The 23,364-nt window shown below is 64.1% G+C and carries 18 protein-coding genes and 1 pseudogene; 5 read left to right on the forward strand and 14 right to left on the reverse strand.

Going from position 1 to position 23,364, the window contains the following annotated elements:
• Both ACWGTO_RS12950 and msuE read right to left on the reverse strand, forming a co-directional pair.
• A pseudogene (locus ACWGTO_RS12950) lies at window positions 1-259 on the reverse strand (nitrilotriacetate monooxygenase); the annotation flags it as partial.
• 49 nt (window positions 260-308) lie between these two features.
• On the reverse strand, window positions 309-866 hold the full coding sequence (msuE, locus tag ACWGTO_RS12955; RefSeq protein ID WP_454575228.1) for an FMN reductase: 558 nt from the start codon (window positions 864-866) through the stop codon (window positions 309-311).
• Window positions 867-1,275: 409 nt separating this feature from the next.
• On the opposite strand from msuE, the gene ACWGTO_RS12960 reads away from it, so the two are divergent.
• On the forward strand, window positions 1,276-2,295 hold the full coding sequence (locus tag ACWGTO_RS12960) for an LLM class flavin-dependent oxidoreductase (protein WP_454575229.1): 1,020 nt from the start codon (window positions 1,276-1,278) through the stop codon (window positions 2,293-2,295).
• A 96-nt stretch (window positions 2,296-2,391) separates the two neighbouring features.
• Here the strand turns inward: ACWGTO_RS12960 and ACWGTO_RS12965 are convergent, their stop codons facing one another.
• The 5 genes from ACWGTO_RS12965 to ACWGTO_RS12985 form a co-directional block, all read right to left on the reverse strand.
• Entirely contained in the window at window positions 2,392-3,237 is an 846-nt protein-coding gene (locus tag ACWGTO_RS12965; protein WP_454575230.1) for a fumarylacetoacetate hydrolase family protein, read from the reverse strand.
• Window positions 3,238-3,383: 146 nt separating this feature from the next.
• Window positions 3,384-4,115 (reverse strand): SDR family oxidoreductase, encoded by a 732-nt coding sequence (locus tag ACWGTO_RS12970; protein ID WP_454575231.1) that lies wholly within the window; start codon window positions 4,113-4,115, stop codon window positions 3,384-3,386.
• 283 nt (window positions 4,116-4,398) lie between these two features.
• Entirely contained in the window at window positions 4,399-6,774 is a 2,376-nt protein-coding gene (locus tag ACWGTO_RS12975; protein ID WP_454575232.1) for an aldehyde dehydrogenase family protein, read from the reverse strand.
• Between the two features lie 67 nt (window positions 6,775-6,841).
• On the reverse strand, window positions 6,842-7,891 hold the full coding sequence (gene deoC / locus ACWGTO_RS12980) for a deoxyribose-phosphate aldolase (protein ID WP_454575233.1): 1,050 nt from the start codon (window positions 7,889-7,891) through the stop codon (window positions 6,842-6,844).
• 212 nt (window positions 7,892-8,103) lie between these two features.
• Window positions 8,104-8,931 carry a ferredoxin--NADP reductase gene (locus tag ACWGTO_RS12985; RefSeq protein ID WP_454575234.1) on the reverse strand — a complete coding sequence of 276 codons (828 nt, stop codon included), beginning with the start codon at window positions 8,929-8,931 and terminating at the stop codon, window positions 8,104-8,106.
• Between the two features lie 221 nt (window positions 8,932-9,152).
• Between ACWGTO_RS12985 and ACWGTO_RS12990 the strand changes: the two genes are divergently transcribed.
• Window positions 9,153-11,237: a hydantoinase/oxoprolinase family protein gene (locus ACWGTO_RS12990; RefSeq protein WP_454575235.1), complete on the forward strand. Its 2,085-nt coding sequence runs from the start codon at window positions 9,153-9,155 to the stop codon at window positions 11,235-11,237.
• Window position 11,238: 1 nt separating this feature from the next.
• A complete protein-coding gene (locus tag ACWGTO_RS12995; RefSeq protein WP_454575236.1) occupies window positions 11,239-12,921 on the forward strand; it encodes a hydantoinase B/oxoprolinase family protein in 1,683 nt (560 codons plus the stop codon).
• A gap of 31 nt (window positions 12,922-12,952) precedes the next feature.
• Here ACWGTO_RS12995 and ACWGTO_RS13000 read toward each other — a convergent pair whose 3' ends face one another.
• Entirely contained in the window at window positions 12,953-13,843 is an 891-nt protein-coding gene (locus ACWGTO_RS13000; protein ID WP_454575237.1) for an SGNH/GDSL hydrolase family protein, read from the reverse strand.
• 200 nt (window positions 13,844-14,043) lie between these two features.
• Here ACWGTO_RS13000 and ACWGTO_RS13005 point away from each other — a divergent pair, with 200 nt between their 5' ends.
• Both ACWGTO_RS13005 and ACWGTO_RS13010 read left to right on the forward strand, forming a co-directional pair.
• Window positions 14,044-14,814, forward strand: a complete 771-nt coding sequence (locus tag ACWGTO_RS13005) for an ABC transporter substrate-binding protein (RefSeq protein ID WP_454575238.1) — start codon at window positions 14,044-14,046, stop codon at window positions 14,812-14,814.
• Window positions 14,815-14,882: 68 nt separating this feature from the next.
• A complete protein-coding gene (locus tag ACWGTO_RS13010; RefSeq protein ID WP_454575239.1) occupies window positions 14,883-15,998 on the forward strand; it encodes an aminomethyltransferase family protein in 1,116 nt (371 codons plus the stop codon).
• 3 nt (window positions 15,999-16,001) lie between these two features.
• Here the strand turns inward: ACWGTO_RS13010 and ACWGTO_RS13015 are convergent, their stop codons facing one another.
• From ACWGTO_RS13015 to ACWGTO_RS13040, 6 genes are read right to left on the reverse strand one after another with little or no spacing between them, the layout of a single operon-like run.
• Window positions 16,002-16,463, reverse strand: coding sequence for a MarR family winged helix-turn-helix transcriptional regulator (locus tag ACWGTO_RS13015; RefSeq protein WP_454575240.1), 462 nt, complete (start codon window positions 16,461-16,463; stop codon window positions 16,002-16,004).
• Window positions 16,460-17,044, reverse strand: a complete 585-nt coding sequence (locus ACWGTO_RS13020) for an amino acid synthesis family protein (RefSeq protein WP_454575241.1) — start codon at window positions 17,042-17,044, stop codon at window positions 16,460-16,462. The genes ACWGTO_RS13015 and ACWGTO_RS13020 overlap by 4 nt, the downstream gene beginning before the upstream one ends.
• A complete protein-coding gene (locus ACWGTO_RS13025) occupies window positions 17,037-17,921 on the reverse strand; it encodes a UPF0280 family protein (protein ID WP_454575242.1) in 885 nt (294 codons plus the stop codon). Before ACWGTO_RS13025 ends, ACWGTO_RS13020 begins: the two co-directional genes overlap by 8 nt.
• The gene (locus tag ACWGTO_RS13030; protein ID WP_454575243.1) at window positions 17,921-19,462 is read right to left on the reverse strand and encodes a 6-hydroxynicotinate reductase; all 1,542 of its coding nucleotides are present in this window, start codon (window positions 19,460-19,462) and stop codon (window positions 17,921-17,923) included. Before ACWGTO_RS13030 ends, ACWGTO_RS13025 begins: the two co-directional genes overlap by 1 nt.
• Window positions 19,459-22,278: a molybdopterin-dependent oxidoreductase gene (locus ACWGTO_RS13035; RefSeq protein WP_454575244.1), complete on the reverse strand. Its 2,820-nt coding sequence runs from the start codon at window positions 22,276-22,278 to the stop codon at window positions 19,459-19,461. Before ACWGTO_RS13035 ends, ACWGTO_RS13030 begins: the two co-directional genes overlap by 4 nt.
• Entirely contained in the window at window positions 22,275-23,138 is an 864-nt protein-coding gene (locus ACWGTO_RS13040; protein WP_454575245.1) for an FAD binding domain-containing protein, read from the reverse strand. The genes ACWGTO_RS13035 and ACWGTO_RS13040 overlap by 4 nt, the downstream gene beginning before the upstream one ends.
• Window positions 23,139-23,364: the final 226 nt, after the last annotated feature.

The raw sequence follows: 23,364 nt of genomic DNA on the forward strand, positions 1-23,364 counted from the left end.
CCGGCTCGAAGCCGGCGATCTTGGCATTGCCGCCTTCGCGGGCGCCGAGGCCGACGGTCAGGTTGTCAGCCAGGAAGTAGGCGTCGAACAGGCCGCGCTCGGCGGTCAGCGCCAGTTGCTTGTGGAACTCGAAATTGGTGGCACCGTCGGCCGGCGCATCGGGATGGCGCCAGGCGGCGATATGCTGTCCGCCGCCGGGCAGGAAGGCGCCGAGCTTGATCTGCCGCGGCTTGCCCTGGGATTTGCTGGCTCTGGTCATGTGCAGGCGTCCTCTGGTCTGTGCGGGAAAGGGGATGTCGCGTTCCGGATCAGGCGGCCAGGTCGACCCTGTAGGGCACGCCGGCAACCCGGCATGCCTCGGCCACTGCCTGCCGGGCTCGCGCCTGGACGGCTTCGGACACCAGCACGCCATTGGCGAAATCCTTGTCCGAGGCGTAGATCGCGGTCGGCAAGGTCTGCGCCTCGAAGAAGCCGAACAGCGGCCGCAGCTGGTGTTCGACGACAAGCGAATGCCGCTCGCCGCCGCCGGTCGCTGCGAGGATGACCGGCTTGCCGCGCAACGATGTCGGGTCGAGCAGGTCGAAGAAGTGCTTGAACAGCCCGGTATAGCTGCCCTTGAAGGTCGGCGTGCCGACCACCAGCACATCGGCGTCGAGCAGCTGCTCGACGATGCTGCGCGCCAACGGATCGAGGTCGCCAAACTGTCTTGCGGGCGGAAAGGACGGGCCGAGGTCGTCGATGTCGAAAACAACAGAAGCCGCGCCGGCACGGCTCGCCACCTCACCGGCGATGTGGCTGACGAACGCCTTGGTCTTGGACGGACGGGTCAGGTTGCCAGACAAACCCACCACCAGCTTTTTTGACATCCGAGGCTCCTTCTCGCACAACTTGCTATCCGCATTAAGCCTACCGATTTTGTAGAATTAAATGAGCGAGAAGATTTCAAAACCGGGCGATGAAGCGAATGGAGTTTGCGGCAGAGCGTGTTTGATTGGTTCATTTGCGCCAAAAGACGCGAAGCGGCAGATGCTGGCCTAGGCCCAACCGCCCAGCGAAGAGAGGAGCCATGGCCAGTTTGGGAGTGTGCTTGAACGGTATTCAAGTCGTCACCAGCATGCCGACTGGCAGCTACACCAATCCTGGCGCCCTGCATGCCGTTGGGTATCATCGCGAAACCGTCAAGGGTCGGCGCCATTGACACTGCGTTGCGTGAGATTCGATTGAACCCGATCGCACGGGCGACGAAGTAGGGACCTGCAAGAACAGGATGCGCGCATGAAAAAGATCGGTTTTCTTTCCTTCGGCCATTGGTCGCCCTCATCGCAGTCGCAGACGCGCTCGGCCGCCGATGCGCTTTTGCAGTCGATCGACCTGGCGGTGGCGGCCGAGGAGTTGGGCGCGGACGGCGCCTATTTCCGGGTGCATCACTTTGCCCGCCAGCTCGCTTCGCCCTATCCGCTTCTGGCCGCGGTCGGCGCCCGCACCAGCCGCATCGAGATCGGCACCGCCGTCATCGACATGCGTTACGAGAATCCGCTGTATATGGCCGAGGATGCCGGTGCTGCCGACCTGATCGCTGGCGGCCGGCTGCAGCTCGGCATCAGCCGCGGCTCGCCTGAGCAGGTGATCGACGGCTGGCGCTACTTCGGCTACGTGCCGCAGGAAGGCCAGAGCGACGCGGATATGGCGCGCAGCCATGCCGAAGTGTTCCTGAACGTGCTGCGTGGCGAAGGCTTTGCGCAGCCCAATCCGCGGCCGATGTTTCCCAATCCGCCCGGAATGCTGCGCCTCGAACCGTTCTCGGACGGTCTGCGTGACCGCATCTGGTGGGGCGCCGCCACCAACGCCACCGCCGTATGGGCGGCCAAGCTCGGCATGAACCTGCAGAGCTCGACGCTGAAGTTCGACGAGAGCGGGCAGCCGCTTCACATCCAGCAGGCCGAACAGATCCGCGCCTTCCGCGCGGCGTGGAAGGAAGCCGGGCACGCGCGCGAGCCGCGCGTGTCGGTCAGCCGTAGCATCTTCGCGCTGGTCGATGACCGCGACCGCGCCTATTTCGGCGGCAACGCCTCAGAGGACCATTTCGGTTATATCGAGCCCGAGAAGCGGGCCGTTTTCGGACGTACCTACGCCGCCGAACCGGATGTGCTGGTCGACCAGTTGAAAGAGGACGAAGCGATCGCCGAGGCCGACACGCTGCTTCTAACCGTCCCCAACCAGCTGGGCGTGGAATATAACGCCCATGTCATCGAGGCGATCCTGAAGCACGTCGCGCCGGCTCTCGGCTGGCCCTAACAACCAATAGCCGTTGTTCAAGCAAATACGGCCGGGCAGTCATTAGCGATGACGGCCCGGCCGATTGGTTAATGCATCTCCTGAGAGATGACGCTGTTACACGTCTGCCTTGAAGGTCTGTTTCTGCTGACCTAGCCCTTCGATGCCCAGTTCCACCACGTCGCCCGCCTTCAAAAATGCCGGCGGCTTCATGCCGAGGCCGACGCCGGGCGGCGTGCCGGTGGAGATAATGTCGCCGGGGTGCAGCGACATGAACTGGCTGAGATAGGAGACGAGATAGGCAACGCCGTAGACCATGGTCTTGGTCGAGCCGTTCTGCATGGTCTTGCCGTTGACGGTCAGCCACATTTTCAGGTTCTGCGGGTCGGCCACTTCATCCTTGGTGACCAGCCACGGGCCGGTCGGGCCGAATGTGTCGCAGGACTTGCCCTTGGTCCACTGGCCCTGGCGCTCGGCCTGGAAGGCGCGCTCGGACACGTCATGGGCGACGGCATAGCCGGCGACATAGTCCAGCGCCTCGGCCTCGCTGACATATTTTGCTTTTCTGCCGATGATCACGGCGAGCTCGACCTCCCAGTCGGTCTTTTCCGAGCCGCGCGGGATCAGCACGTCGTCATCCGGGCCGACGATGGCCGAGCTGGCCTTCATGAAAATGATCGGCTCCGGCGGCACGGTGGCGCCGGTCTCGGCGGCGTGGTCGGAATAGTTCAGCCCGATGCAGATGAACTTGCCGGTGCCGGCAACGCAGGCGCCGAGCCGTGGCTTGCCCGACACCGCCGGCAGCGACTTCGGATCGAGCTTCGACAATGTCTCGAGCGACGCCGGATCGAGCGCCTTGCCGGCAATGTCGGAGACATGACCTGAAAGATCGCGGATCGTTCCATCCGCATCGAGCAGACCGGGGTGTTCATTGCCTATCTCGCCATAGCGCAGCAGTTTCATCTTGCTCTCCAAATTGCGGCCCAGGGCCGTTTTCAAACTCATTCTTGCCAAAGCGACGAGGAACTGGGGCGGACTCTGGCCATCGGATCCGACCTAGGGCAAGCCGCACTTTAGGACTGCTCGATACCGCGGATCGTGACTATTGCTCAGATCGACCAGCCGCCGTCGATATTGTAGGCCTGCCCCGACGTGTAGGTGGCGCCGGCGAGATAGACGGCAAGGTCGGCGATTTCCTCGGGCGTGCCGAGACGGCCCATTGGCTGGCGGGCGATGAAGGCGGCCCGCGCCGCGTCATAGTCGCCCTGCGCATGCATACGGTCCTGCAGCGACGGGCTTTCGACAGTGCCGGGGCAGATGGCGTTGCAGCGAATCCCCTTGGCCACATAGTCGGCGGCGATTGCCTTGGTGAGTCCGATCACGGCCGCCTTGGTGACGCCATAGGCGAAGCGGTTGGGAACGCCCTTGCCGGCGCCGGCAACCGAAGACATGTTGATGATCGAGCCGTCGCCGCGCTCGAGCATTCCGGGCAGCACGGCGCGAATGGTGCGGATCATGGCGCGGACATTGAGGTTGAAGGCGAAATCGAGGTCGGCGTCCTTCATCTCCAGGATCGAGCCTGAATGAACGAAGCCGGCGCAGTTGAACAGCACGTCGACGCGGCCGATTTCGGCGAAGCCCGATGTCACGGCATCATCATTGAGAACGTCGAGCTTGCGTGTCTTGATCCCGGATGACCTGGCGAGTTCGGCCAGCAGCGCCTCGTTGATGTCGGTGGCATGGACGATGGCGCCTGCCTTGGCGAAGGCCAGCGCGCTCGCCTTGCCGATGCCTTGCGCCGCCGCCGTGACGACAACGACCTTGCCCGCCAGATCCGCCATGCTTTTCTCCTCGCCTCTTGGTCAACCGGATTTACGGAAGGCTGACCGGGGCGTCCTGTGCCAGACAGGCGCGACTATGCGGCCTGCGCTATCCATCGGTCCACGAATATAAATGTTTTTTCTGGTTAAAGAACACTTGCCCGGGCGTCAAGCCCCGAACGTGATCACCTTCGTGACCGCCATGTAATGGATATCGCTTGCTCTGGCGCAACAACATGTATGACAACAGGACAATGAGTTACGCTGCCCTGTTTTGTTGAGGCACGAAGCGCCTCAGCGCCTATTAGTCGCCGTAAGGCACCCAGACGTTCTTGACCTCGATGGCGCGGCGCAGCAAGGCATCGCCGGCGGCCTCATCGGACGTCCAGTCGAGGCTGCGGCCATTGCCCGTCCAGACCCGCTTGAGATTGCCGATGGAGTCGGCTTCCGCCTTAGCGCAGGTGTCGGCGTCGGCGAAAACCCAGAGCCCGTCGACATCGTCGTGCTTGGCCAGCACGCCGGCAAGTTCCGCCGTGCGGCCAGTGACGATGTTGATGGCGCCGGCCGGAACGTCGGAATATTCGATCACCTGATAGAGATCGGTGGCGAGCAGCGGGTACTTTTCCGACGGCACTGCGACCACGGTGTTGCCCATGGCGAGTGCGGGCGCCACCAGCGAGATCAGGCCGAGCAGCGGCGCGCTGTCGGGTGCGACGATGCCGACGACACCGACCGGCTCGTGCAGAGCGAGCGTGACGGCGCGGGCGGGCGGCTGATGCACCCTGCCCTCCAACTTGTCGGCGAGGCCGGCATAGAGGAAGAGGCGCTCTATGGACTGTTCCACTTCTTCCCGCGCGGCCTTGGCGTGGGCGCCGGTGAGTTCGGCAAGCCGGGCGGCGAACTCATTGGCTCGGCCGGACAGATTTTCAGCCAGGTAATAGAGCACCTGGGAGCGGTTGTAGGCGGTCGCCTCCGGCCAGGCCTTGCAGGCGCGCGCCGCCGCAACGGCATCGCGGATGTCCTTGCGGCTGCCCAGCCCGACTTCGCCGGCGAGCTTGCCCTTGGCGGTGGCGACGGCAAGCGAATAATTGCCATCGGGCCGCACCTGCTTGCCGCCGATGAACAGCTTTGCCGTGCGATCGATGGCGCCGCCATCCGATTGCTCGATAGGCTGTGCCGAAGACGCCGCCGCTGGCTTGATCACCGGGCCAAGCGGCAGCTTTGCCGTGAGATATTCGAACATGCCCTCACGCCCGCCTTCACGGCCAAAGCCGCTTTCGCGGTAGCCGCCGAAGCCGCAGGCGGCGTCGAACATGTTGGTGCCGTTGACCCAGACGACGCCGGCCTTCAGCTGCGGCGCGACATGCAGCGCAAGGTTGATGTTCTCGCTCCACACCGAGGCGGCGAGACCATAGCGCGTGTTGTTGGCGAGCTCGATCGCTTCCTCGGTGTTGCGGAAGGTCATGGTCGCCAGAACCGGGCCGAACACTTCCTCCTGCGCCAGGATATTAGCCGGCGAAACGCCGGTGGCGAGCGTCGGCAGATGGAAATAGCCGGAGGAGGGCAGCACGGCATCCGGCTGCCAGCAGACGGCGCCCTGTTTTGCGCCTTCGGCGACCAAGCCTTCGACCCGGTCGAGCTGGGTGGCGTCGACCAGCGGGCCGATATCAGTGTTCTTGTCCAGCGGGCTGCCTACGCGCAGCCGGCTCATCCTGACCTTGACCTTGGCGATCAAGGCATCGGCGATGCCTTCCTGCACCAGTAGCCGCGACCCGGCGCAGCAGACCTGGCCCTGGTTGAACCAGATGCCGTCGACGAGGCCTTCCACGGCGCTGTCGAGATCGGCGTCCTCGAAGACGATGAAGGCCGACTTGCCGCCGAGTTCCAGTGACAGTTTCTTGCCCGATCCAGCCGTGGCTTTCCGAATGATCTTGCCGACCTCGGAGGAGCCGGTGAAGGCGATCTTCTGGATGCCGGGATGGTTGACGATCGCCGCGCCCGCTTCAGGCCCGCCCTGGACGATGTTGACGACGCCTTTGGGCACGCCGGCACGCTCGCAGATTTCGGCGAAAAGGATAGCGGTGAGCGGCGTGAACTCGGCCGGCTTCAGCACCACAGTGCAGCCGGCGGCAAGCGCCGGCGCAATCTTCCAGGCCAGCATCAAGAGCGGAAAATTCCACGGGATGATCTGGCCGACGACACCGACACCCTTGTGGCCGGGGAAATCCTTGTCCAGCGCCTGCGCCCAGCCGGCATGATGGATGAAATGGCGGATGGCCAGCGGCACGTCGATGTCGCGGCTTTCGCGGATCGGCTTGCCGTTGTCGATTGTCTCAAGCACCGCGAACAGGCGCTGATGCCGCTGCATGGCGCGGCCGATGGCGTAGAGCACTTTGGCGCGCTGGTAGCCAGAGGACGCCGACCATTTCGGCAGCGCCTTGGTCGCTGCGGCAACGGCCGCGTCGATATCAGCGGCGCCGGCATCCGACACCTTGGCCAGCAGCTTGCCGGATGACGGCTCGCTGGTGTCAAAGGTCTTGCCGCCCGCAGCGGCCTTCCAGGCACCGTCGATGAACAGCGCCTTGCCGAAGTCGCGCGCGGCGAGCCAGGCATCGGCCTCGTTGCGGGCTTCCGGCGCCGGGCCGTATTCCATGGCGTGATAGCGTTCAAGGATGTTCATGTGGTGCCTCCTTCACCCTCCCCCTTGTGGGGAGGGTCGATCGGCAAAGCCGATCGGGGTGGGGGTTTTACGCCATCGCGTGGCGATGATTGGCCGAATAGTGCCCCGTCAGATGATGCTCAAGCTGGCGCTCTATGTCGGTGAGCAGGCTGGAGGCGCCGATGCGGAACAGGTCCGGCTCCAGCCACGGCCGTCCGAGCTCCTCCTTCATCAGCACCAGCCAGTCGAGCGAAGCCTTGGCGGTGGAAATGCCGCCGGCCGGCTTGAAGCCGATGAGAAAGCCGGTCTCCTCGAAATAGGCCCTGATGGCGCGCACCATGGCCAGCCCAACGGGCAGCGTGGCGTTGACGCTCTCCTTGCCGGTCGAGGTCTTGATGAAGTCGGCGCCCGCCATCATCGCCACCATCGATGCCAGCATGACATTGCGCAGCGTGGCGAGATCGCCGGTGCCGAGGATGACCTTCAAATGCGCATCGCCGCAGGCTTCGCGCATCGAGACGATCTCGTTGTAGAGCTCCTGCCATTTGGCGCCGAAGACCAGGCCGCGCGGGATGACCACGTCGATCTCGTCGGCGCCGTCGCGAACCGATGCCTCGATCTCCTGCAGGCGCGTCGACAGCGGCGCGAGGCCATGCGGGAAGGCGGTGGAGACGGCGGCGACATGGATGCCGGTGCCGCGCACGGCGTCAACAGCCGTAGCGACAAAGGGATGATAGACGCAGACAGCCGCCGGACGGATCTTCTCGCCTTCAATGCCGAGGCCTTCGACAATGTCGCGGCGGAACGGGTTGATCGCCTTGGCGCAGAGCCGGCGCACGCGCTCTTCGGTGTCGTTGGAATTCAGCGTCGTCAAATCCATGCAGGAGACGGCGCGCAGCAGCCAGGCGGCCTGGTTGTCGGCCTTGATCGAGCGGCGCTTGGTCAGGCTGGCGACGCGGCGCTCCAGCGCCGAGCGGTTGACTGAGCGCACCGATTCCATGAAGCCCAGATCGAGCCGCATGCCGGTGTTGCGGGCAATGCCGTGCGACTGTGGGACAGGGGTGTTGGCTGCCGCCCGCGCCGGCAACGGCGTGACCTTGGACGCGCCGAGATCGGCTTCGCGGATTGTGCTGCTCATCTCCTGCCCTTTCGCTCGACGATTTTACGCCGTGTCGTTCCTCCCGAACCGCAGGGCGGTTTGGGCGACACACGCCGAAGATAGCCCGTGAATCGATGCTTCACGAGTCCTTCAAGCGGTCATAGCGGAAAAAGGCGACGAAAGCAGCTGAATTTTGACCACATGGTCAAAACGCGAATCCGACAGCGGAGGCGCCGAAGCGCCGGCTGATGTCAGCCGACGAAAGCGCGCTCGACGACGAAGGTCGAGGGATGGCTGAGCGAACCTTCGTGGAAGCCGAGGCTTTCAGCCAGTTCCTTGACGTCCTTCAGCATGTGCATCGAGCCGCAGATCATGATGCGGTCGGTTTCTGGATTGAGCTTCTCGATGCCAAGGTCGGCGTAGAACTTGCCGGAGCCGATCAGCGCCGTGATGCGGCCCATGCGCGCCGATTCTTCGCGGGTCGTCGAATTGTACAGGGTGACGCGACCGCCGGTCAGTTCGCCGATCAGCGGGTCGCTTTCCAGCGCCGCAACCAGCTCCTGGCCATAGGTCAGTTCGGCATTGTCGCGGCAGGTGTGGGTGAGGATCAGCTGATCGAACTTTTCATAAGTGTCGGGGTCGCGCAGCAGGCTGGCGAAGGGCGCAATGCCGGTGCCGGTCGAGATCATGAACAGGCGCTTTGCCGGGGTCAGCGCGTCGACGACCAGCGTGCCGGTCGACTTCTGGCGCATGATGACGGTGTCGCCGACCTGGATCTTCTGCAAATGCGAGGTCAGCGGACCGTCCGGCACCTTGATCGAGAAGAACTCCAGCTCTTCGTCCCAGGCCGGGCTTGCCACCGAGTAGGCGCGGTATACAGGCTTTTCGGCATTGGGCAGGCCGATCATGACGAACTCGCCGGAGCGGAAGCGCAGCGACTGCGGCCGGGTGATGCGGAACGAGAACAGGCGGTCGGTGTAGTGCCTCACCGAAACGACGGTTTCGGTATAGACATTGGCCGGAATCGGAAATTCCAGCGGACGGGCGCCGGCGGTGTTGAACGCGGTTGTTGTGTTCATCAAATCCAACCTTCTGGCCCTGCTCGGAAGCGTGAGCGCCAAACTCTCTCCTGCGCGCCCGGACCGTTCAGGTCCCGGCGTGCCCTACGTACACTCCAAAGCGGTAAGCTCTTGTGTCCGGAATTTATTAGTATACAAACGATATTTGCGTCAAGATAGCACGGTAAAACAGCTTTCCAAACTGCGGCATATTCGTAGTCTTGGCATTTCGGGTTTCGACAATGAAAGAGAATTTTTCGGTGCAGCAGCTGGATTCTCTGGGCGACGTCGTTGCAGGCATCGATGTCGGCGGAACCTTCACCGACCTCATTTTGATCGACGGCAAGGACGGTGGGCGAGTGCATATCGCCAAGACGCCGACCACGGTCGACAACCAGGCTTTCGGCGTGGTTTCAGCACTCGGCGCCACCGGCTTCGGCATCGACGGCATCGACCTCATCGTGCATGGCACGACCACCACCACCAATGCGGTGCTGGAACGCCGGCTGGCGAAAACCGGCATGATCACCACGCGCGGTTTTCGCGACGTGATCGAGCTGGGACGCCGCACCCGGCCGCAGCCATACGGCATGACGGGCACCTTCACCCCCGTAATTCCGCGCGATCTGCGGCTCGAAGTGTCGGAGCGCGTCGAGGCATCGGGCGCGGTGCGTACGCCACTCGACGAAGCCGAAATGCGCGACGCCGTGAAGACGCTGATCGCAGCCGGGTGTGAATCGCTGGTTATCCATTTCCTGCATTCCTATGCCAATCCCAGGCATGAGCGGCGGGCCGCCGAAATCGCCGCCGAATCCTGGCCGAACAGCTACATCACCACCGGCCATGCGCTGCTGTCGGAAGCGCGCGAATTCGAGCGCGGCGTCACCGCCGCGGTCAACGCCTCGGTACAGCCGATCCTCGAGCGTTATGTCGAGCGACTGCGCACGGAATTGGCCGCCAAAGGTTACGCCCGCGACTTCCTGATCATGAACGGCAATGGCGGCATGATCTCGGCCCGCTTCGTCACCCGCGAATCGGCCAAGACGGTAATGTCGGGCCCCGCCTCCGGCGTCATCGCCGCCGCCTATACGGGAAAGCGCGCCGGCTTCGAAAACCTCGTCACCTACGACATGGGCGGCACTTCGACCGACGTGGCGCTGATCCGCAATGCGGAGCCTGCTGTCTCCAACGAGATCGAGATCGAATATGCCATGCCGATCCATGTGCCGATGGTGGCGGTGCACACGGTCGGCGCCGGCGGCGGCTCGATCGCCCGCGTCGATGCGGCCGGCCTGATCCAGATCGGCCCGGAAAGTGCCGGCGCCAATCCCGGCCCGATCTGCTACGGCCGCGGTGGCCTGGAGCCGACCATCACCGACGCCAATCTGGTGCTCGGACGGCTGGCGCCGAAGAAGCTGCTGGCGGTCGAAAATCCGGTCACCGTCGAGCGCGTCACCGGCATTTTCGAGGACAGAATAGGCAAGGCCACCGGCTTGTCCGGCGTCGAGGCGGCGGGCGCAATCCTGCGGCTCGGCAACATGAAGATGGCCGGCGCCATCCGCATGGTCTCGGTGTCGCGTGGCCACGATCCGCGCGATTTCGCGCTGTTTGCCTTTGGCGGCGCCGGCCCGTTGCACGCCTCCGCGCTGGCGCGTGAACTCGGCCTGCCCCGGGTGCTTGTGCCGGCGCGTCCGGGCATCACCAACGCGCTCGGCTGCGTCGTCGCCGATCTGCGCCATGACTTCGTCAACACCGTAAACCAGCCGGTCGCCGTGCTCGATGAAGCCAGGCTTCGCGAGGTGCTGGAACGCCACCGTGGGGAAGGTGAGGAGCTGATCGGCAAAGAAGCGGTGAGGCCGGAAACGATCCGCGTCACCCATTCCGCCGACATGCAGTTTGTCGGCCAGACCCACATCATCAACGTGCCGCTGCCGTCTTCGTCGGTGACGCGGGATGAGCTGCAGGCGCTTTTCGAAAAGGCTTATTTCGCCCGCTTCAAGGTCGAATTGCCGGAAATCCGCGCCAATCTGGTCAATCTCAACACTTCGGTGACCGGCGTACGCCCGGCAATCGACCTTTCGCGCCTGATCGACCCGGCCGGGCGCGCGAAGACGCTGGACGAGGCGCGGCGCGAGATCAGGCCGGTCTGGTACGCCGGACGCTGGCACGACACGCCGGTCTATGCGCGCGAAAAACTGCCGCTCGATGCCGTCATCGAGGGGCCGGCGATTCTCGAACAGATGGACGCCACCACCGTGCTCGAACCCGGCGACCGCGCGCGCTCGGATGCCGACGGCAACATCATCATCGACATCGGCGAGGCCTGAGATGCAAAAGCTCGACGCCATCACGCTTTCGGTGCTGCAGGCGGCTCTGCAGCAGGTTTGCGACGAGATGGATTTGACGTTCTCGCGTGCCGCGTTCTCGCCGGTCATCGCCGAAGCCAATGACCGTTCCGACGGCATCTATTCCGCGGTCGATGGATCGCTGATTGCGCAAGGCAGCCAGGGTCTGCCGGTGTTCGTCGGCGTCATGCAATATTCGACCAAGACGGTGATCGAGATGATCGCCGACGGCCGCTGCCTGGCGCCGGAGCCGGGCGACATCTACATCGTCAACGATCCGTATCTCGGCGGCACCCATCTGATGGATGTGCGCTTCGCCATGCCCGTCTATCGCGGCGGAAAGATATTTTGCTGGCTATCGAATACCGGCCACTGGCCCGATATTGGCGGCTCGGTGCCAGGCGGTTTTTCAGCATCGGCCACTGCCGTCGAACAGGAAGGGCTGCGGCTGCCGCCGGTCAAGCTGTTCAAGAAGGGCGTTCTCGATCCCGAGATTTACGCCATCATCTGCTCCAACATCCGCGTTGCAGACCAGCGCATCGGCGATATCCGGGCGCAGGCCGCGGCGCTGCTGATCGGCCAGGATCGGCTCAATGGAATCCAGGATCGTTACGGCGACGAAACTGTTGTCGAGGCGATCGCCGAACTGCGCCGCCGCGCGGCGGAACAGATGCGCGCCAACATCTCAGCCATCCCCGACGGCACCTACAGCTCGAAGGCTTTTGTGGACTCGGACGGCGTGGTCAACGAGCCGCTGACCATTGCGCTCGCCTTGGAGAAGAAGGGCGACACGCTGACCTTCGATTTCGCCGGCTCATCGAAGCCCTGCGCAGGGCCGATGAACAGCGTGCTGGCGACGACATTGTCGTCGGTCTATCTCGCCATGCGCCATATCTTCCCTGACGTGCCGATCAGCGCCGGCGCCTTCGAGCCGCTGATCGTCAAACGGCCGGAGGGCACCTTCCTCGATGCGAAATACCCACGCCCGGTTTCCGGCTGTGCGGCTGAAGTCTCGCAGCGCATCGCGGAAGCGGTGTTCGCGGCGATGGTGCAGGCGCTGCCGGACAAGGTGACCGCGGCTCCGGCCGGCTCGAGTGGCAATTTCGCACTCGGCGGCAACGACCCGGCACGCGGGCGCGACTATGTGATGTACCAGATTTCCGGCGGCGGCTATGGTGGCAATTCAGGCCATGACGGGCTGACCAATGGCTGCTCGACCATCGGCATTTCGAAATCGCCGCCGGTCGAGATCATGGAGCAGGCGTTTCCCGTGCTCTACCGCCACTACGCCTTGCGCGAAGGCTCGGGCGGAGCCGGCAAGCAGCGCGGCGGTTTCGGCCTCGCCTATGAGGTCGAGATATTGCGCGGCGAGGCGCGTGCGTCCTTCGTCATGGACCATGGCCGTTTCGGCCCGCAGGGCGCGCTGGGCGGCAAGGACGGCGCCCCCAACACGGTGACCGTGTTCCGCGGCGGCGAAGAGCATGTGCCGCCGCATCTGTCCAAGGAGCAGGACATCGCGCTCAAGGCCGGCGACCGCGTACGCGTCGGCACGCCGGGCGGCGGCGGCTATGGCGATCCGCGTGGGCGCGACCCGAAACTGGTCGCCGAAGATGTCCGACTTGGCTATTATACAGAAGAGCAAGCCAAACACTTGTTCGGAGTCTGATACGCCAACGGTCCCGAGTTAGGCACCGTCGTCAAGTCTGCAACGTCGCCTTCAGCGCATCGGCGAATTTCTGCGCGATCTTCTTGAAACCGGCGGGATCGGGGTGAAGCTCGTTGGCCCAGTCGGCCGGCTTCAGCGTTCCCTGCGTATCGACCAGATGGAAATTGTTGCGCGGCTCGCCGGCCAGGCGCTTCACGACATCGCGGAACGCCGCCAGCGTGTCGTGAACGATGACCGTGCCTTTGGCGACCGACCAGTTGCAGAAATCGAGCGACGGTTTCAGCCATGGACCGACACAGGACGGATGCGCGCCGTTCGGGATGGGAAAATCATAGCAATGGCCGAAGATCGGCACACCAGGCGCGACGCGATCACGCAACGCAAACAAATCGAGATAGCAGGCCTCGACCATGCCGAGCGCCTTGGTGAAACGGTCCTTGTTCAGTCCGGCGGCATGGCCGTCATTGAAGTCGAGGAAGATGCAGAACTGGTCGCCGGCAATGTCATTGCCGCCGGCCGAAAACAGGATCGCGTCGGGCTTGCCGTCCAGCCAGTTCGCCTTGTTGCGCAGCGCCGAGATCATCCGCTGCTGCTTGGGCAATGACATCTCGTCGGTCGCGGCATCGCCATGATGGGCAAGGTTGAGGATGGTCGGCGGCATCGGGCCAATCCGGCGCAGCTGCGCGATCACATCGGTGTCGACAAACGGAAATCCGTTGCCGGTCAGCGGATAGTCGAACCAGGAATCCCCCTGCGCCAGCATGACCAGCGGGCGGTTGGCGACGGCCGCTTCGAGATTGCCTGCACTTTCCCTTGCGGTTTCGAGCCGCTCGATATTGGCCTGGTGGGCCTTGATGCGCTTGGCGATGTCTTCATCGATGCGCCGCTGCGCGGCTTCCTGCACGAATTCCTGCTGGTCCATCGAGGTCCTCCCATGGCCGCCACGGATGAAATGCCGTCTGCCTGCAGATATCCGCCGGAGCACATCAGCGATATGTAATTTAGATCACAGTCAGGCAGTCTTGGCATTGCCGCGCCGTGATCGCCGCCGACCATGTCGTTTCCGTCTCCGCCGCGCCCTGCAAAGGCCGTAGACTTCTGTTGTCAACGGGGAACAAAACAATGCGTCTTTTCGGTCGTTTCGTGCTTGCCGCTTCCGCCGCCCTGCTGCTTGCCACCGGTGCTGCCTCTGCCGAGAAACTCAGGATCGGCACCGAGGGCGCCTATCCGCCTTTCAACTATGCCAATTCGGATGGCACGCTGGGCGGTTTCGACATCGATCTCGGCAAGGCGCTGTGCGCCGAGATGAAGGCCGAGTGCGAATTCTCCGTGCAGGATTTCGATGGTTCCATTCCGGCGCTGCAGGCCGGCAAGTTCGACGCCATCATCAACATCACCATCACGCCGGAACGGGCCGAGAAGGTCGAGTTCACGCACAAATACTACCAGACGCCACCGGCCATCGCCGTCCCGAAGGATTCGACCATTGCCGGGACCTCGCCGGACGATCTCAAAGGCAAGGTGCTGGGCGTGCAGAGCGCCACCATCCACCAGAATTTCGCCGAGCAGAAATATTCAGGCTCGACCGTCAAGGCCTATCCGACCGGCGACGACGCCCGCACCGACATGGCCAATGGCCGCCTCGATGCGATGATGGACGGCTCGATCATCCTGACCGAGTGGCTGAAGAAGCCCGACGGCGCCTGCTGCAAATTGCTCGGCACGATGACCGCCGACCCTGCCATTCACGGCCCCGGCGTCGGCATCGCACTGCAGAAGGGCAACAAGGAACTGGCCGACAAGTTCAACGCCGCGATCGACGCGCTGCGCGCCAACGGCAAGTACAAGGAAATCAACGACAAATATTTCTCGTTCGACGTTTACGGCAGCTGAGATCGACGACAAACACCTTCGGCAGCGCAATCCGGCGCTGCCGTTTTCATGAATGACGGAGAGATTTCTTGGTCGAGCGACGCTCCCCTTTCTACAACAGCATCGTCGGCTTGGGCGCCACCATGGGCCGGGTCGGCGGCGAGTTCGTCTCGGCCAAATACTACTCCGGCATTGCCGACGAGCACCTGAACACGCGCAAGAACGTCGGCGTGCAGGACCTCAGCACCATGGGCAAGATGGACATCAAGGGGCCGGAGGCGGAAGCGCTGGTCAACCATGTCATCGTCAACGATGCCGCCGCGATGAAGCCGGGGCAGGTGCGCTATACGACCGTGTGCCGCGAGGATGGCGGCATCATGGACGACCTCACCGTGTTCCGGCTGGGACCGGAGCATTTCATGCTGGTGACCGGTTCGGTCAATCGACTGAAGATACTGCCCTGGCTGCAGCACCATGTTGAAGCGCGAAAAGCCTATGTCACCGACATCACCGCGGCGGTCGCGTTCCCGACCATACAGGGGCCGCGCTCGCGCGACCTTCTGAAAGCGATGATTTCCGATGCCGATCTCGATGGGCTGAAACGCTGGGCGTTCACGTCGGGGCACATCGGCGAGACGAAAGTGCTGATCTCGCGCACCGGCGTCACGGGCGAACTCGGCTTCGAACTGTTCGTGCCGGCCGACGAGGCCACTTCAGTCTGGAATACGCTGATGAAAACCGGCAGCGATTTCGGCATGAAACCCTATGGCGTGCTGGCAATGTTCACGCTCGGGCTGGAAAAGGCCTATCCGGCGCATGGCATCGACATGGATGAAAGCCGCACGCCCTTCAATGTCGGGCTCGACCGTTTCATCAAATTCGACAAGGGCGATTTCATCGGCCGCGAAGCGCTGATGAAGGTGCCAGACAAGGGATTGGACGACCGCTGGACCGGGCTGATCCTGGACGGCGACAAGCCTGCGGCGACGGACGCCCGGGTGACGGCCGATGGCGAGGATGCCGGCATCGTCACCTACAGCGATCACGGCTATTCGCTTGATAAGGTGCTGGCGACCGCGCATTTGCGGCTGCCGTTCACCGCTATCGGCACTGAGCTCAGCATCGATATCGATGGCAAGCCGACCCGTGCGGTGGTGGCGCCGATGCCGTTCTTCGACCCAGAAGGCGCTCGGCTGCGCGCCTGATATTTAGGCCAGCTTGGCCAACAGCCTCATAAAGGTCGCCGCTTCCTTGGCGGTCAGCGGCGCCAGTGTTTCCTGGGTGATGGCGCGCGCGAGCGGTATCAGCCGCTCGATCGCCTCGCGGCCCGCCGGCGTCAGATTGACCAGCAACCGTCGCTTGTCGACCTCGTGCTTGGTGAGATCGACAAGGCCGCGCGCCTTCAGCCGGTCGATGACGCCCTTGACCGTCGCCGCATCCATGGCGATCAGCGTGCCCAATTGGTTCTGCGAGGTCTCGCCGACATCGTGCAGCTTGGCGAGCGCTGCAAATTGCGGCGGCGTCAGGTCACCGATTTGCGATGCGAAGATCGAGACATGGCGCTGATGCGCCTTGCGCAGGATGAAGCCGACCTGCTCCTGCAGGCGGTAATCATGATCGTCAGGCTCGTCGGCCTCGACCAGCTTCAGAAGATTGTCGCCGCCGCTCATCGCAAGCCGTCCCAGGCCTTGATATCGCCAACCGCCAGGCCACCCATGCGGTCATGCACGCGCGGACCGCAGCTCATGGCGAGACAGAACAGGATTTCGTCGGCACGCGGCCCGTCGCTGATGCCGACTTCCATGGCGTCGAAATGGCTTCGCACATAGGCGGCGTTGGTGTGACCGAGCGGCACGTCCAGCCGTGAGCCGAAGGCGCCGACCTTGGTTGCCGACGGCACGATCGCCTTGGCGTCGCCGAGCCGGTCGCGCATGGCGTAGCCGCCAGGCACATGCCACAGCGCGCCATGCTCGAGCTCACCCGCCGAACCGACGATGGTGCCCTTGCCGTAGGCGTCGATCTGCTTGATGTCGCCACCCAATGCGGCGATGAGCTTGTCGGTGAGCAGCAGGCCAAGCGGCTTCAGATCGTCCATGGCGCTCTGCAGTTCTTCCACGTACCGGCCGGCAAACGGGTTCTTCACCAGCGCCACGGCCGCCGCGCGACGCCGCGGCGCGGCTGCGACCGGCCCGCCATCGTGAAAGATCTCCTCAGTCAAAACCGCGATCTTGCGGATCGGAAACTCAGGCATGGGCGACTTCCTTCCCTGGACTTTTGTTGGGCGCGGCAAGCGCCATGGAACCACTGATGCGGGTCTCACCGCCAAGAAACAGCGCCGATGCGGCAATCAGGCCGCGCCGGCGAAAATCTTCGGCGACAGCAAGGCCATTGTCCAGCGCCCGCTCCACGTCGCCAAGCGCAAGCGTGCCGACGGCTTGTGTCACCAGCCGCGCGCCGAGATCGCTGTCTGGCGCAAGGTCGTGCGCTGGAGTGCGCTTGATGGCGGGATTGCCGGGCAGGTCGACGGCGTTGGCGATGAGCGTCGCCGCCGCGTCGGCCTCGGCGCCGCTGCGCGCAAGCACGGTGACGGCATCGGCAATGCCCAGCGAAAACGAACGGCCGCGCCAACCGCTGGTGGCGACGCCGCGCACACCGTCTGCTGAACGAATGGTGATGCGGTCGGCCATGCCGTTGCCGGTGCCGGCGATCGCCAGGCTCATCGACTGGCCCTTGCTTATGTGGATAGCGCTGTCGCCGCCATTGTTGACATAGGCGCGGTCGAGTCTGCGATCCGCGAGTAGCGCGGCGAGCATTTCGTCGGCTACCGATCCTGCAACGGCGGCCATCGGCGTGATGAAGCATTCCGCGAGAGGCATGACGGCTGCTTCCATGCGCCGTGCCGTCGGCCCGGCGAAGCTGCGTGGCGCCAGGAAAAATGCCGGGAGCCGCAATTCGGGAAGCTCCTCGACCAACTCGATGAGGATCGTCTGGAAGCGCGCGACGGCTTGGTCGAAGGCGGCACGACACTCATCCGCCTCGCCGAAGGCCTCGACGATCAGGTCGATGGGCCCGTGGTTGAGATGCAGCCGCTTGCCGTCCTGCAGCCACTGGACTTGCGGACCTTGCATCAGGCTGCCCCGTTCGAACCAGCACGGCGCAACTGCGCCAGCGGTGGCCACGGGTTCTGAGCCTCGGCGCCTGTACCGCGGCGCGGATTGAGGTATTCGCCACCCTTGGCGACAATATCCTCGACGCTGCGTATCTCGGCCTCGTAGCCGCCCAGCCTGACATAGTCGTCGCGGCGCAGCGTGAATTCGATCGGCGCCACCAAAGCCGGGGTCGGCACATAGCCGAACGCGCTTTCCGGCACCCGTGTGACATCGACCATCAGAGTGATGCCGCCGCCCGGCCAGACATAGACCGGCGCGCCGCCGACGGTCACGTAGGTCTTCAGGCCTTGGACGGAGCGGGTGAGGTTGACCGGGTTTTCGGTGACACCGGCGCGCAGCGATCCGCCGGCGCCGCCGATGAACAGCACCGTGCAGAGCGCCGGCTCACAATTGTCCTCGATCAGCTCGACCGATTTCTGCAGCCGTTCCGGAAACGGCTTTTCCACAGGCTTCAGCTCGTCGTCGAGTTCGTAATAGGCGAACTGCTCGCCGGTGGTCGACACCATCAGCAGCGACAGGCCGGGGCGTGCGCCCTTCTTGGCGTTCCACTCGCCAAGGATCGACAGCGGGTCGGAAATCGAGGTGCCGCCCCAGCCGAGGCCGGGCTCGGAAACCTTGAAATAGCGGCCTGGCGTCGAGCGGCGGCCGATGATCTTGATGCCCGTATCCTGCCAGCCAAGCACCTTGCCGGCCTGATGCTCCGACACGACGCCGGTGATGTGATCGTCGACAACCACCACTTCGTCGACCAGGCCACGCCATTGTGTGGCGAACATGCCGATGGTGGCCGAGCCGCAGCCGACGCGCATGCGGTGTTCCTGCTTGCCGTCGATGACAGGTGGTTTGCCGGCTTCAACGATGATGGTGGCGCCGCCGTCAATGGTCAGTTCGACCGGCTTGCGGTTGCACAGATTGAGCATCGCGTCACAGGTTGCCCGGCCTTCGGCCTTTGAGCCGCCGGTCAAATGATGCACGCCGCCCAGCGACAGCATCTGCGAGCCATATTCGCCTGTGGTGACATGGCCGATCGCCTCGCCTTGCGAGCGCACGATTGCCGTCTCCGGGCCGAGATGGCGGTCGGTGTCGATCTTCACCTTGACGCCGCAATAGGAGAAGATGCCTTCGGTGACCACCGTCACCAGATCGACGCCCTCGACCTTCTGGCTGACGATAAACGGCGCCGGCTTGTAGTCGGGATAGGTGGTGCCAGCGCCTATTGCGGTGACGAAGCGGCGGCCGGTGTTGACGAGCTCGCCATCCCATTCTTCGCCCTCGGCGACGAAAGGCACGACGGAGCCGCCGGTCTCCGACGCGTGGTCCAAGATGGTCAGCGGGTCCATGCGCACGATGCGGCCGCCGACATTGCCGTAGCGGTCGCAGGCGCCGGTGCGGCCATCGGCGATGTAGCACATCACCGGACAGGCGTCGCAGCGGATCTTTTCCGCCACCTGCTTCTCGCCGGGATCGTGGGTTTCGAAGCGTTCGGCAAGCTCGCTCATCGGCGTGCCTCCTTGTCGCGGATGCCATTTTTTTGACGGATGCCAGCGCGGATGCGCGTCGGCGTCGCCGGAACCTTGGTGATGAGAATGCCGGTGGCATGGCGGATGGCATTGAGGATGGCGGGTGCGGTCGGGATCAGCACATGCTCACCCAGGCCCTTGGCGCCGAACGGCCCCTCGGGATCGGGAACCTCGATCAGGATGTGCTCGATCGGCGGCACGTCGCCGATCGTCGGGATAAGATAGTCGTGCAAATTCTCGGTGCGGCCGGGGATGTATTCCTCCATCAGCGCCATGCCGATGCCTTGCGCGATGCCGCCTTCGATCTGGCCTTCGACAAGCAGCGGGTTGATCGCCTTGCCGACATCGTGCGCGGCGGTGATTTTCAGCAGCTTGACGGTGCCGAGCTTGAGATCGACCTCGAGTTCGGCGATCTGCGCGCCGTAGCCATAGACGGCGTAAGGCTTGCCCTGGCCCTTGGCGTCGAGCGGCAGCGTCGGCGGATCGTAGGTCTCCTCGGCGCGAAAGACGAAACCGTCGGCATCGACATCGAGACCGGCGAGATCGATGCGGCGGGTGGCTTCGCCTTCGCGGATGACGATCGCCGGGCCATCCAGTTGCAAGGCTGCGTTCTCCGAGACATTGGCAAAGCGCAGGATTTTTTCGCGCAAGGCGCGGCCGGCCTTTTCGGCCGCCTTGCCGGTCACAAAAGTCTGGCGCGAAGCCGATGTTTTGCCGGCGTCGGGGCTGATCGCGGTGTCGGCGCTCTTCAGCTGGAATCTTTCCAGCGGCAGGCCGAGCGCGTCGGCGCAGATCTGGGTGATGACAGTGTTGGAACCCTGGCCGATATCGACGGCGCCCTGATGCAGGATGACGTCGCCCAATGGCGAGATACCGACCCGTATGGTTGACGGGTTGGGCAGCGAAGTGTTGCCGCAGCCATACCAGCACGACGCGATGCCGACGCCGCGCTTTTTGCTCGTATTGGAGGAATTGAATGTATCTGCGTCGGCCGTCGCGCGAGCCCAATGCGGCCGAAGCGAATCAAGGCACTCGAAAATACCGACGCCCGACTCCAGCCTCTGCCCGGTAACCGTTTCGGAGCCGTTCCGAAGGCAGTTTTTCAAGCGGAAATCGAGCCGGTCCATGCCCAGTTTGCCGGCGAGCTCGTCATAGAGCGTCTCCTGCATGATCGTCGCCTGCGGCACTCCGAAGCCGCGGAAGGCGCCGGAGATCGGCCCGTTTGTGTGGATGGCGCGGCCTTCGGCCCGGTAGTTCGGTGTCGCATAGGGGCCGGACGCATGCACCGGCACACGGTTGGCGACGGTCGGACCCCAGCTGGCATAGGCGCCGGTGTTGAAGTCACCTGCGAAAACCATGCCGGTGATATGGCCGTCGGCATCGGCCCCGATCGTCGCCTTCATCTCGGCAGGATGGCGTTTTGTGGTCGACATCATGGATTCGTTGCGGGTGTAGGCAAGCGCCGCCGGCCGGCCCGTCTTCAGCGCCACAAGCCCGACCAGCGGCTGCAGCGAGACGTCGAGCTTGGAGCCGAAACCGCCGCCGGTGGCGGTTGGCACGATGCGCACCTTGTCGACAGGCAGGCCGAGCACTTTCGCCGTGTCGTCGCGGTCCATGTAGGGCGCCTGGGTGCAGGCGACGACGACCAGCGTGTCGCCATCCATATAGGCATGGCCGGCTTCCGGCTCGATGTAGGCGTGCTCGACATAGGAGGTGTCGATGGCGCCGGACGCGGTGACGGCAGCGGCGGCAAGAGCCGCCTCGGGATCGCCGCGCTCGACAAAGCCCTTGGTCAAAAGATTGGCCGGGCGGTTGGCATGGATCAGCGTCGCACCGTCGCCCTGCGCTTCGCCGGGCTGCAAAAGATGCGGCAGTTCGGTCCAGCGGACCGGGAAATCCGACAAGTCGAGATCGAGCATCCCTTCGCGCTCGCCGGCGACCAACGCCACAGCCTCACCGCGCAGGCGCGCAAACCCTTCGGCCAGCGCCGGCTGGTCGGCAAACGGGCCGATGACGCCGAAACAGTTCTTGCCCGGAATATCGGCGGCGATGAAGACGCCTTCAATGCCGGGATGCCTCTTTGCCCAACCTTCCAGATCACCGAAGGCGAAGCTGGCGTGATAATGCGGCGAACGAACCACCAGCACGGCCAGCGCATCGGCAGGGAAGGAATCGCCGCCGAATTTTTCGGCGCCGGTGACTTTTGGCACGCCGTCGAGCCTAACCGGCGACGAGCCGATCGCGTGACCCGACTGCGGCATGCGGAAATCGAGGCCGGCTGCCTGCAAGGGGGCATCCATCACCGCCGCGATGATCTTTCTGTAGCCGGTGCAGCGGCAGAGGATGCCGCCAAGCGCATCCTGCACCTCGACCTCCGTCGGGTTCGGCTTTGTCTCCAGCAGCGCCGTTCCCGCGACCAGCAGCGCCGGCGTGCAAATGCCGCACTGCGCCGCGCCATGCGCCAGGAATGACGCCTGCAGCGCCGACAACCGGCCATTGGCAAGGCCCTCGACGGTCGTCACCGATGTTCCGGCGGCGGAGGCCACCGGCACCAGGCAGGCGCAGACGGCGTCGCCGTCGACCAGCACCGTGCAGGCGCCGCAGTCACCGGCGTCGCAGCCGACCTTGGTGCCGGTCAGCTGCAATTCGTCGCGCAAAACCTGCGACAGCCGGCGCAGCGGCGGCACATTGACCGAAACGGCGGCGCCATTGACCGCGAAAGCGATCTCCGCGCGCTCGAGGCCGAAACCCGGCACGAGGTCGGGCAGAACTTCCTCAGACCGAGCCTGGCTCATGCCGCCACCATGCTGTTGTCGTCCGTGAGGCCACAGGCCTGCAGCACGGCGCGGGCGACGATTTCGCGCGCCGCATCGAGCCGGTATTCGGCGCTGCCGCGCACATCGGCGATCGGCGACAGCTCGGCCATCGGCGCGGACAGGACCGCGTCGGCGAGTGTCTGGAGGGCAGGCCTGCCGCGCAGCGCAGCTTCGACATCGGAGAGCCGCTTGGCGACTGAGGAACAGGAGCCGACGGAAACGGCGGCTTGCGTGACTATGCCGTTCTCGACGACAAGGCGCGCCGCCACCATGGCGATGGAGATGACGAGGTAGCGCCGCGCGCCGAGCTTGACGAAAGCGGAGGTACCGGCGGCCGCATGCTTGGGGATGCGGATGGCGGTGACCATTTCGCCGGGTTGCAAGGCCGTGCGTCGGTTGCCGAGAATGAAATCTGGCAAGGGCAGATAACGTGTTGCGGCCGCCGAGCGCAGTTCGACCTCGGCGTCCAGCACCAGCAGACCCGGCACGCCGTCGGCGGCCGGCGAGGCGTTGCAGAGGTTGCCGGCGACAGTGGCGACATTCTGGATCTGCACGGAGCCTACTTCGCGCGCGGCCTGCTTCAGCGCATCGAACGCCGCCGGCAAGGGTTGGCGGACGAGATCGGTCCAGGTGGTGCGGGCGCCCAAAACCCAATGTGTCTCGGTCTCGACGATGCCGCGCAGGCAAGCCAGGCCGTTGATGTCGAGAACGTTGTCGCGGAACGGCTTGGCGCCTTGCGCCGGATAGAAATCGGTGCCGCCGGCAAGCACGCGCCAGGTACCCTCGCCCAGAAGAGCGAGCGCCTCGTCAAGCGTGGTGGGTTTCGCGTAACGGATCACGCCCTACCTTCCCAAAAGTGGGGTCTTCCCTAGACACCGCCAGTATTCGATCTGGCCAAATTCATTCGTATGCAAATGATATCAAGCTGGCGGGAATTGTCAAAGCCGGAGTTTGAGGGAAGCTGGCCGCCACGCATTTGTTATGCGGCCGGAGGTTGACGCAGGCCGCCATCTGGTCAAGTTTCTGCATCCGGTCGCATCCGCGGCGTTTTCACTCGATCCCCGC

Source organism: Mesorhizobium sp. PL10, from assembly GCF_053714315.1.

Bases quoted from the DNA above. Each gene is read 5' to 3' on its own strand.
- ACWGTO_RS12985 (WP_454575234.1), bottom strand. From the start codon at position 8,931: ATGAACACAACAACCGCGTTCAACACCGCCGGCGCCCGTCCGCTGGAA.
- ACWGTO_RS13005 (WP_454575238.1), top strand. From the start codon at position 14,044: ATGCGTCTTTTCGGTCGTTTCGTGCTTGCCGCTTCCGCCGCCCTGCTG.
- deoC (WP_454575233.1), bottom strand. From the start codon at position 7,891: ATGAGCAGCACAATCCGCGAAGCCGATCTCGGCGCGTCCAAGGTCACG.
- ACWGTO_RS13030 (WP_454575243.1), bottom strand. From the start codon at position 19,462: ATGAGCGAGCTTGCCGAACGCTTCGAAACCCACGATCCCGGCGAGAAG.
- ACWGTO_RS12970 (WP_454575231.1), bottom strand. From the start codon at position 4,115: ATGGCGGATCTGGCGGGCAAGGTCGTTGTCGTCACGGCGGCGGCGCAA.
- ACWGTO_RS12960 (WP_454575229.1), top strand. From the start codon at position 1,276: ATGAAAAAGATCGGTTTTCTTTCCTTCGGCCATTGGTCGCCCTCATCG.
- ACWGTO_RS12995 (WP_454575236.1), top strand. From the start codon at position 11,239: ATGCAAAAGCTCGACGCCATCACGCTTTCGGTGCTGCAGGCGGCTCTG.
- ACWGTO_RS13035 (WP_454575244.1), bottom strand. From the start codon at position 22,278: ATGAGCCAGGCTCGGTCTGAGGAAGTTCTGCCCGACCTCGTGCCGGGT.
- msuE (WP_454575228.1), bottom strand. From the start codon at position 866: ATGTCAAAAAAGCTGGTGGTGGGTTTGTCTGGCAACCTGACCCGTCCG.
- ACWGTO_RS13000 (WP_454575237.1), bottom strand. From the start codon at position 13,843: ATGGACCAGCAGGAATTCGTGCAGGAAGCCGCGCAGCGGCGCATCGAT.
- ACWGTO_RS12990 (WP_454575235.1), top strand. From the start codon at position 9,153: ATGAAAGAGAATTTTTCGGTGCAGCAGCTGGATTCTCTGGGCGACGTC.
- ACWGTO_RS13015 (WP_454575240.1), bottom strand. From the start codon at position 16,463: ATGAGCGGCGGCGACAATCTTCTGAAGCTGGTCGAGGCCGACGAGCCT.
- ACWGTO_RS12965 (WP_454575230.1), bottom strand. From the start codon at position 3,237: ATGAAACTGCTGCGCTATGGCGAGATAGGCAATGAACACCCCGGTCTG.
- ACWGTO_RS12975 (WP_454575232.1), bottom strand. From the start codon at position 6,774: ATGAACATCCTTGAACGCTATCACGCCATGGAATACGGCCCGGCGCCG.
- ACWGTO_RS13025 (WP_454575242.1), bottom strand. From the start codon at position 17,921: ATGCAAGGTCCGCAAGTCCAGTGGCTGCAGGACGGCAAGCGGCTGCAT.
- ACWGTO_RS13020 (WP_454575241.1), bottom strand. From the start codon at position 17,044: ATGCCTGAGTTTCCGATCCGCAAGATCGCGGTTTTGACTGAGGAGATC.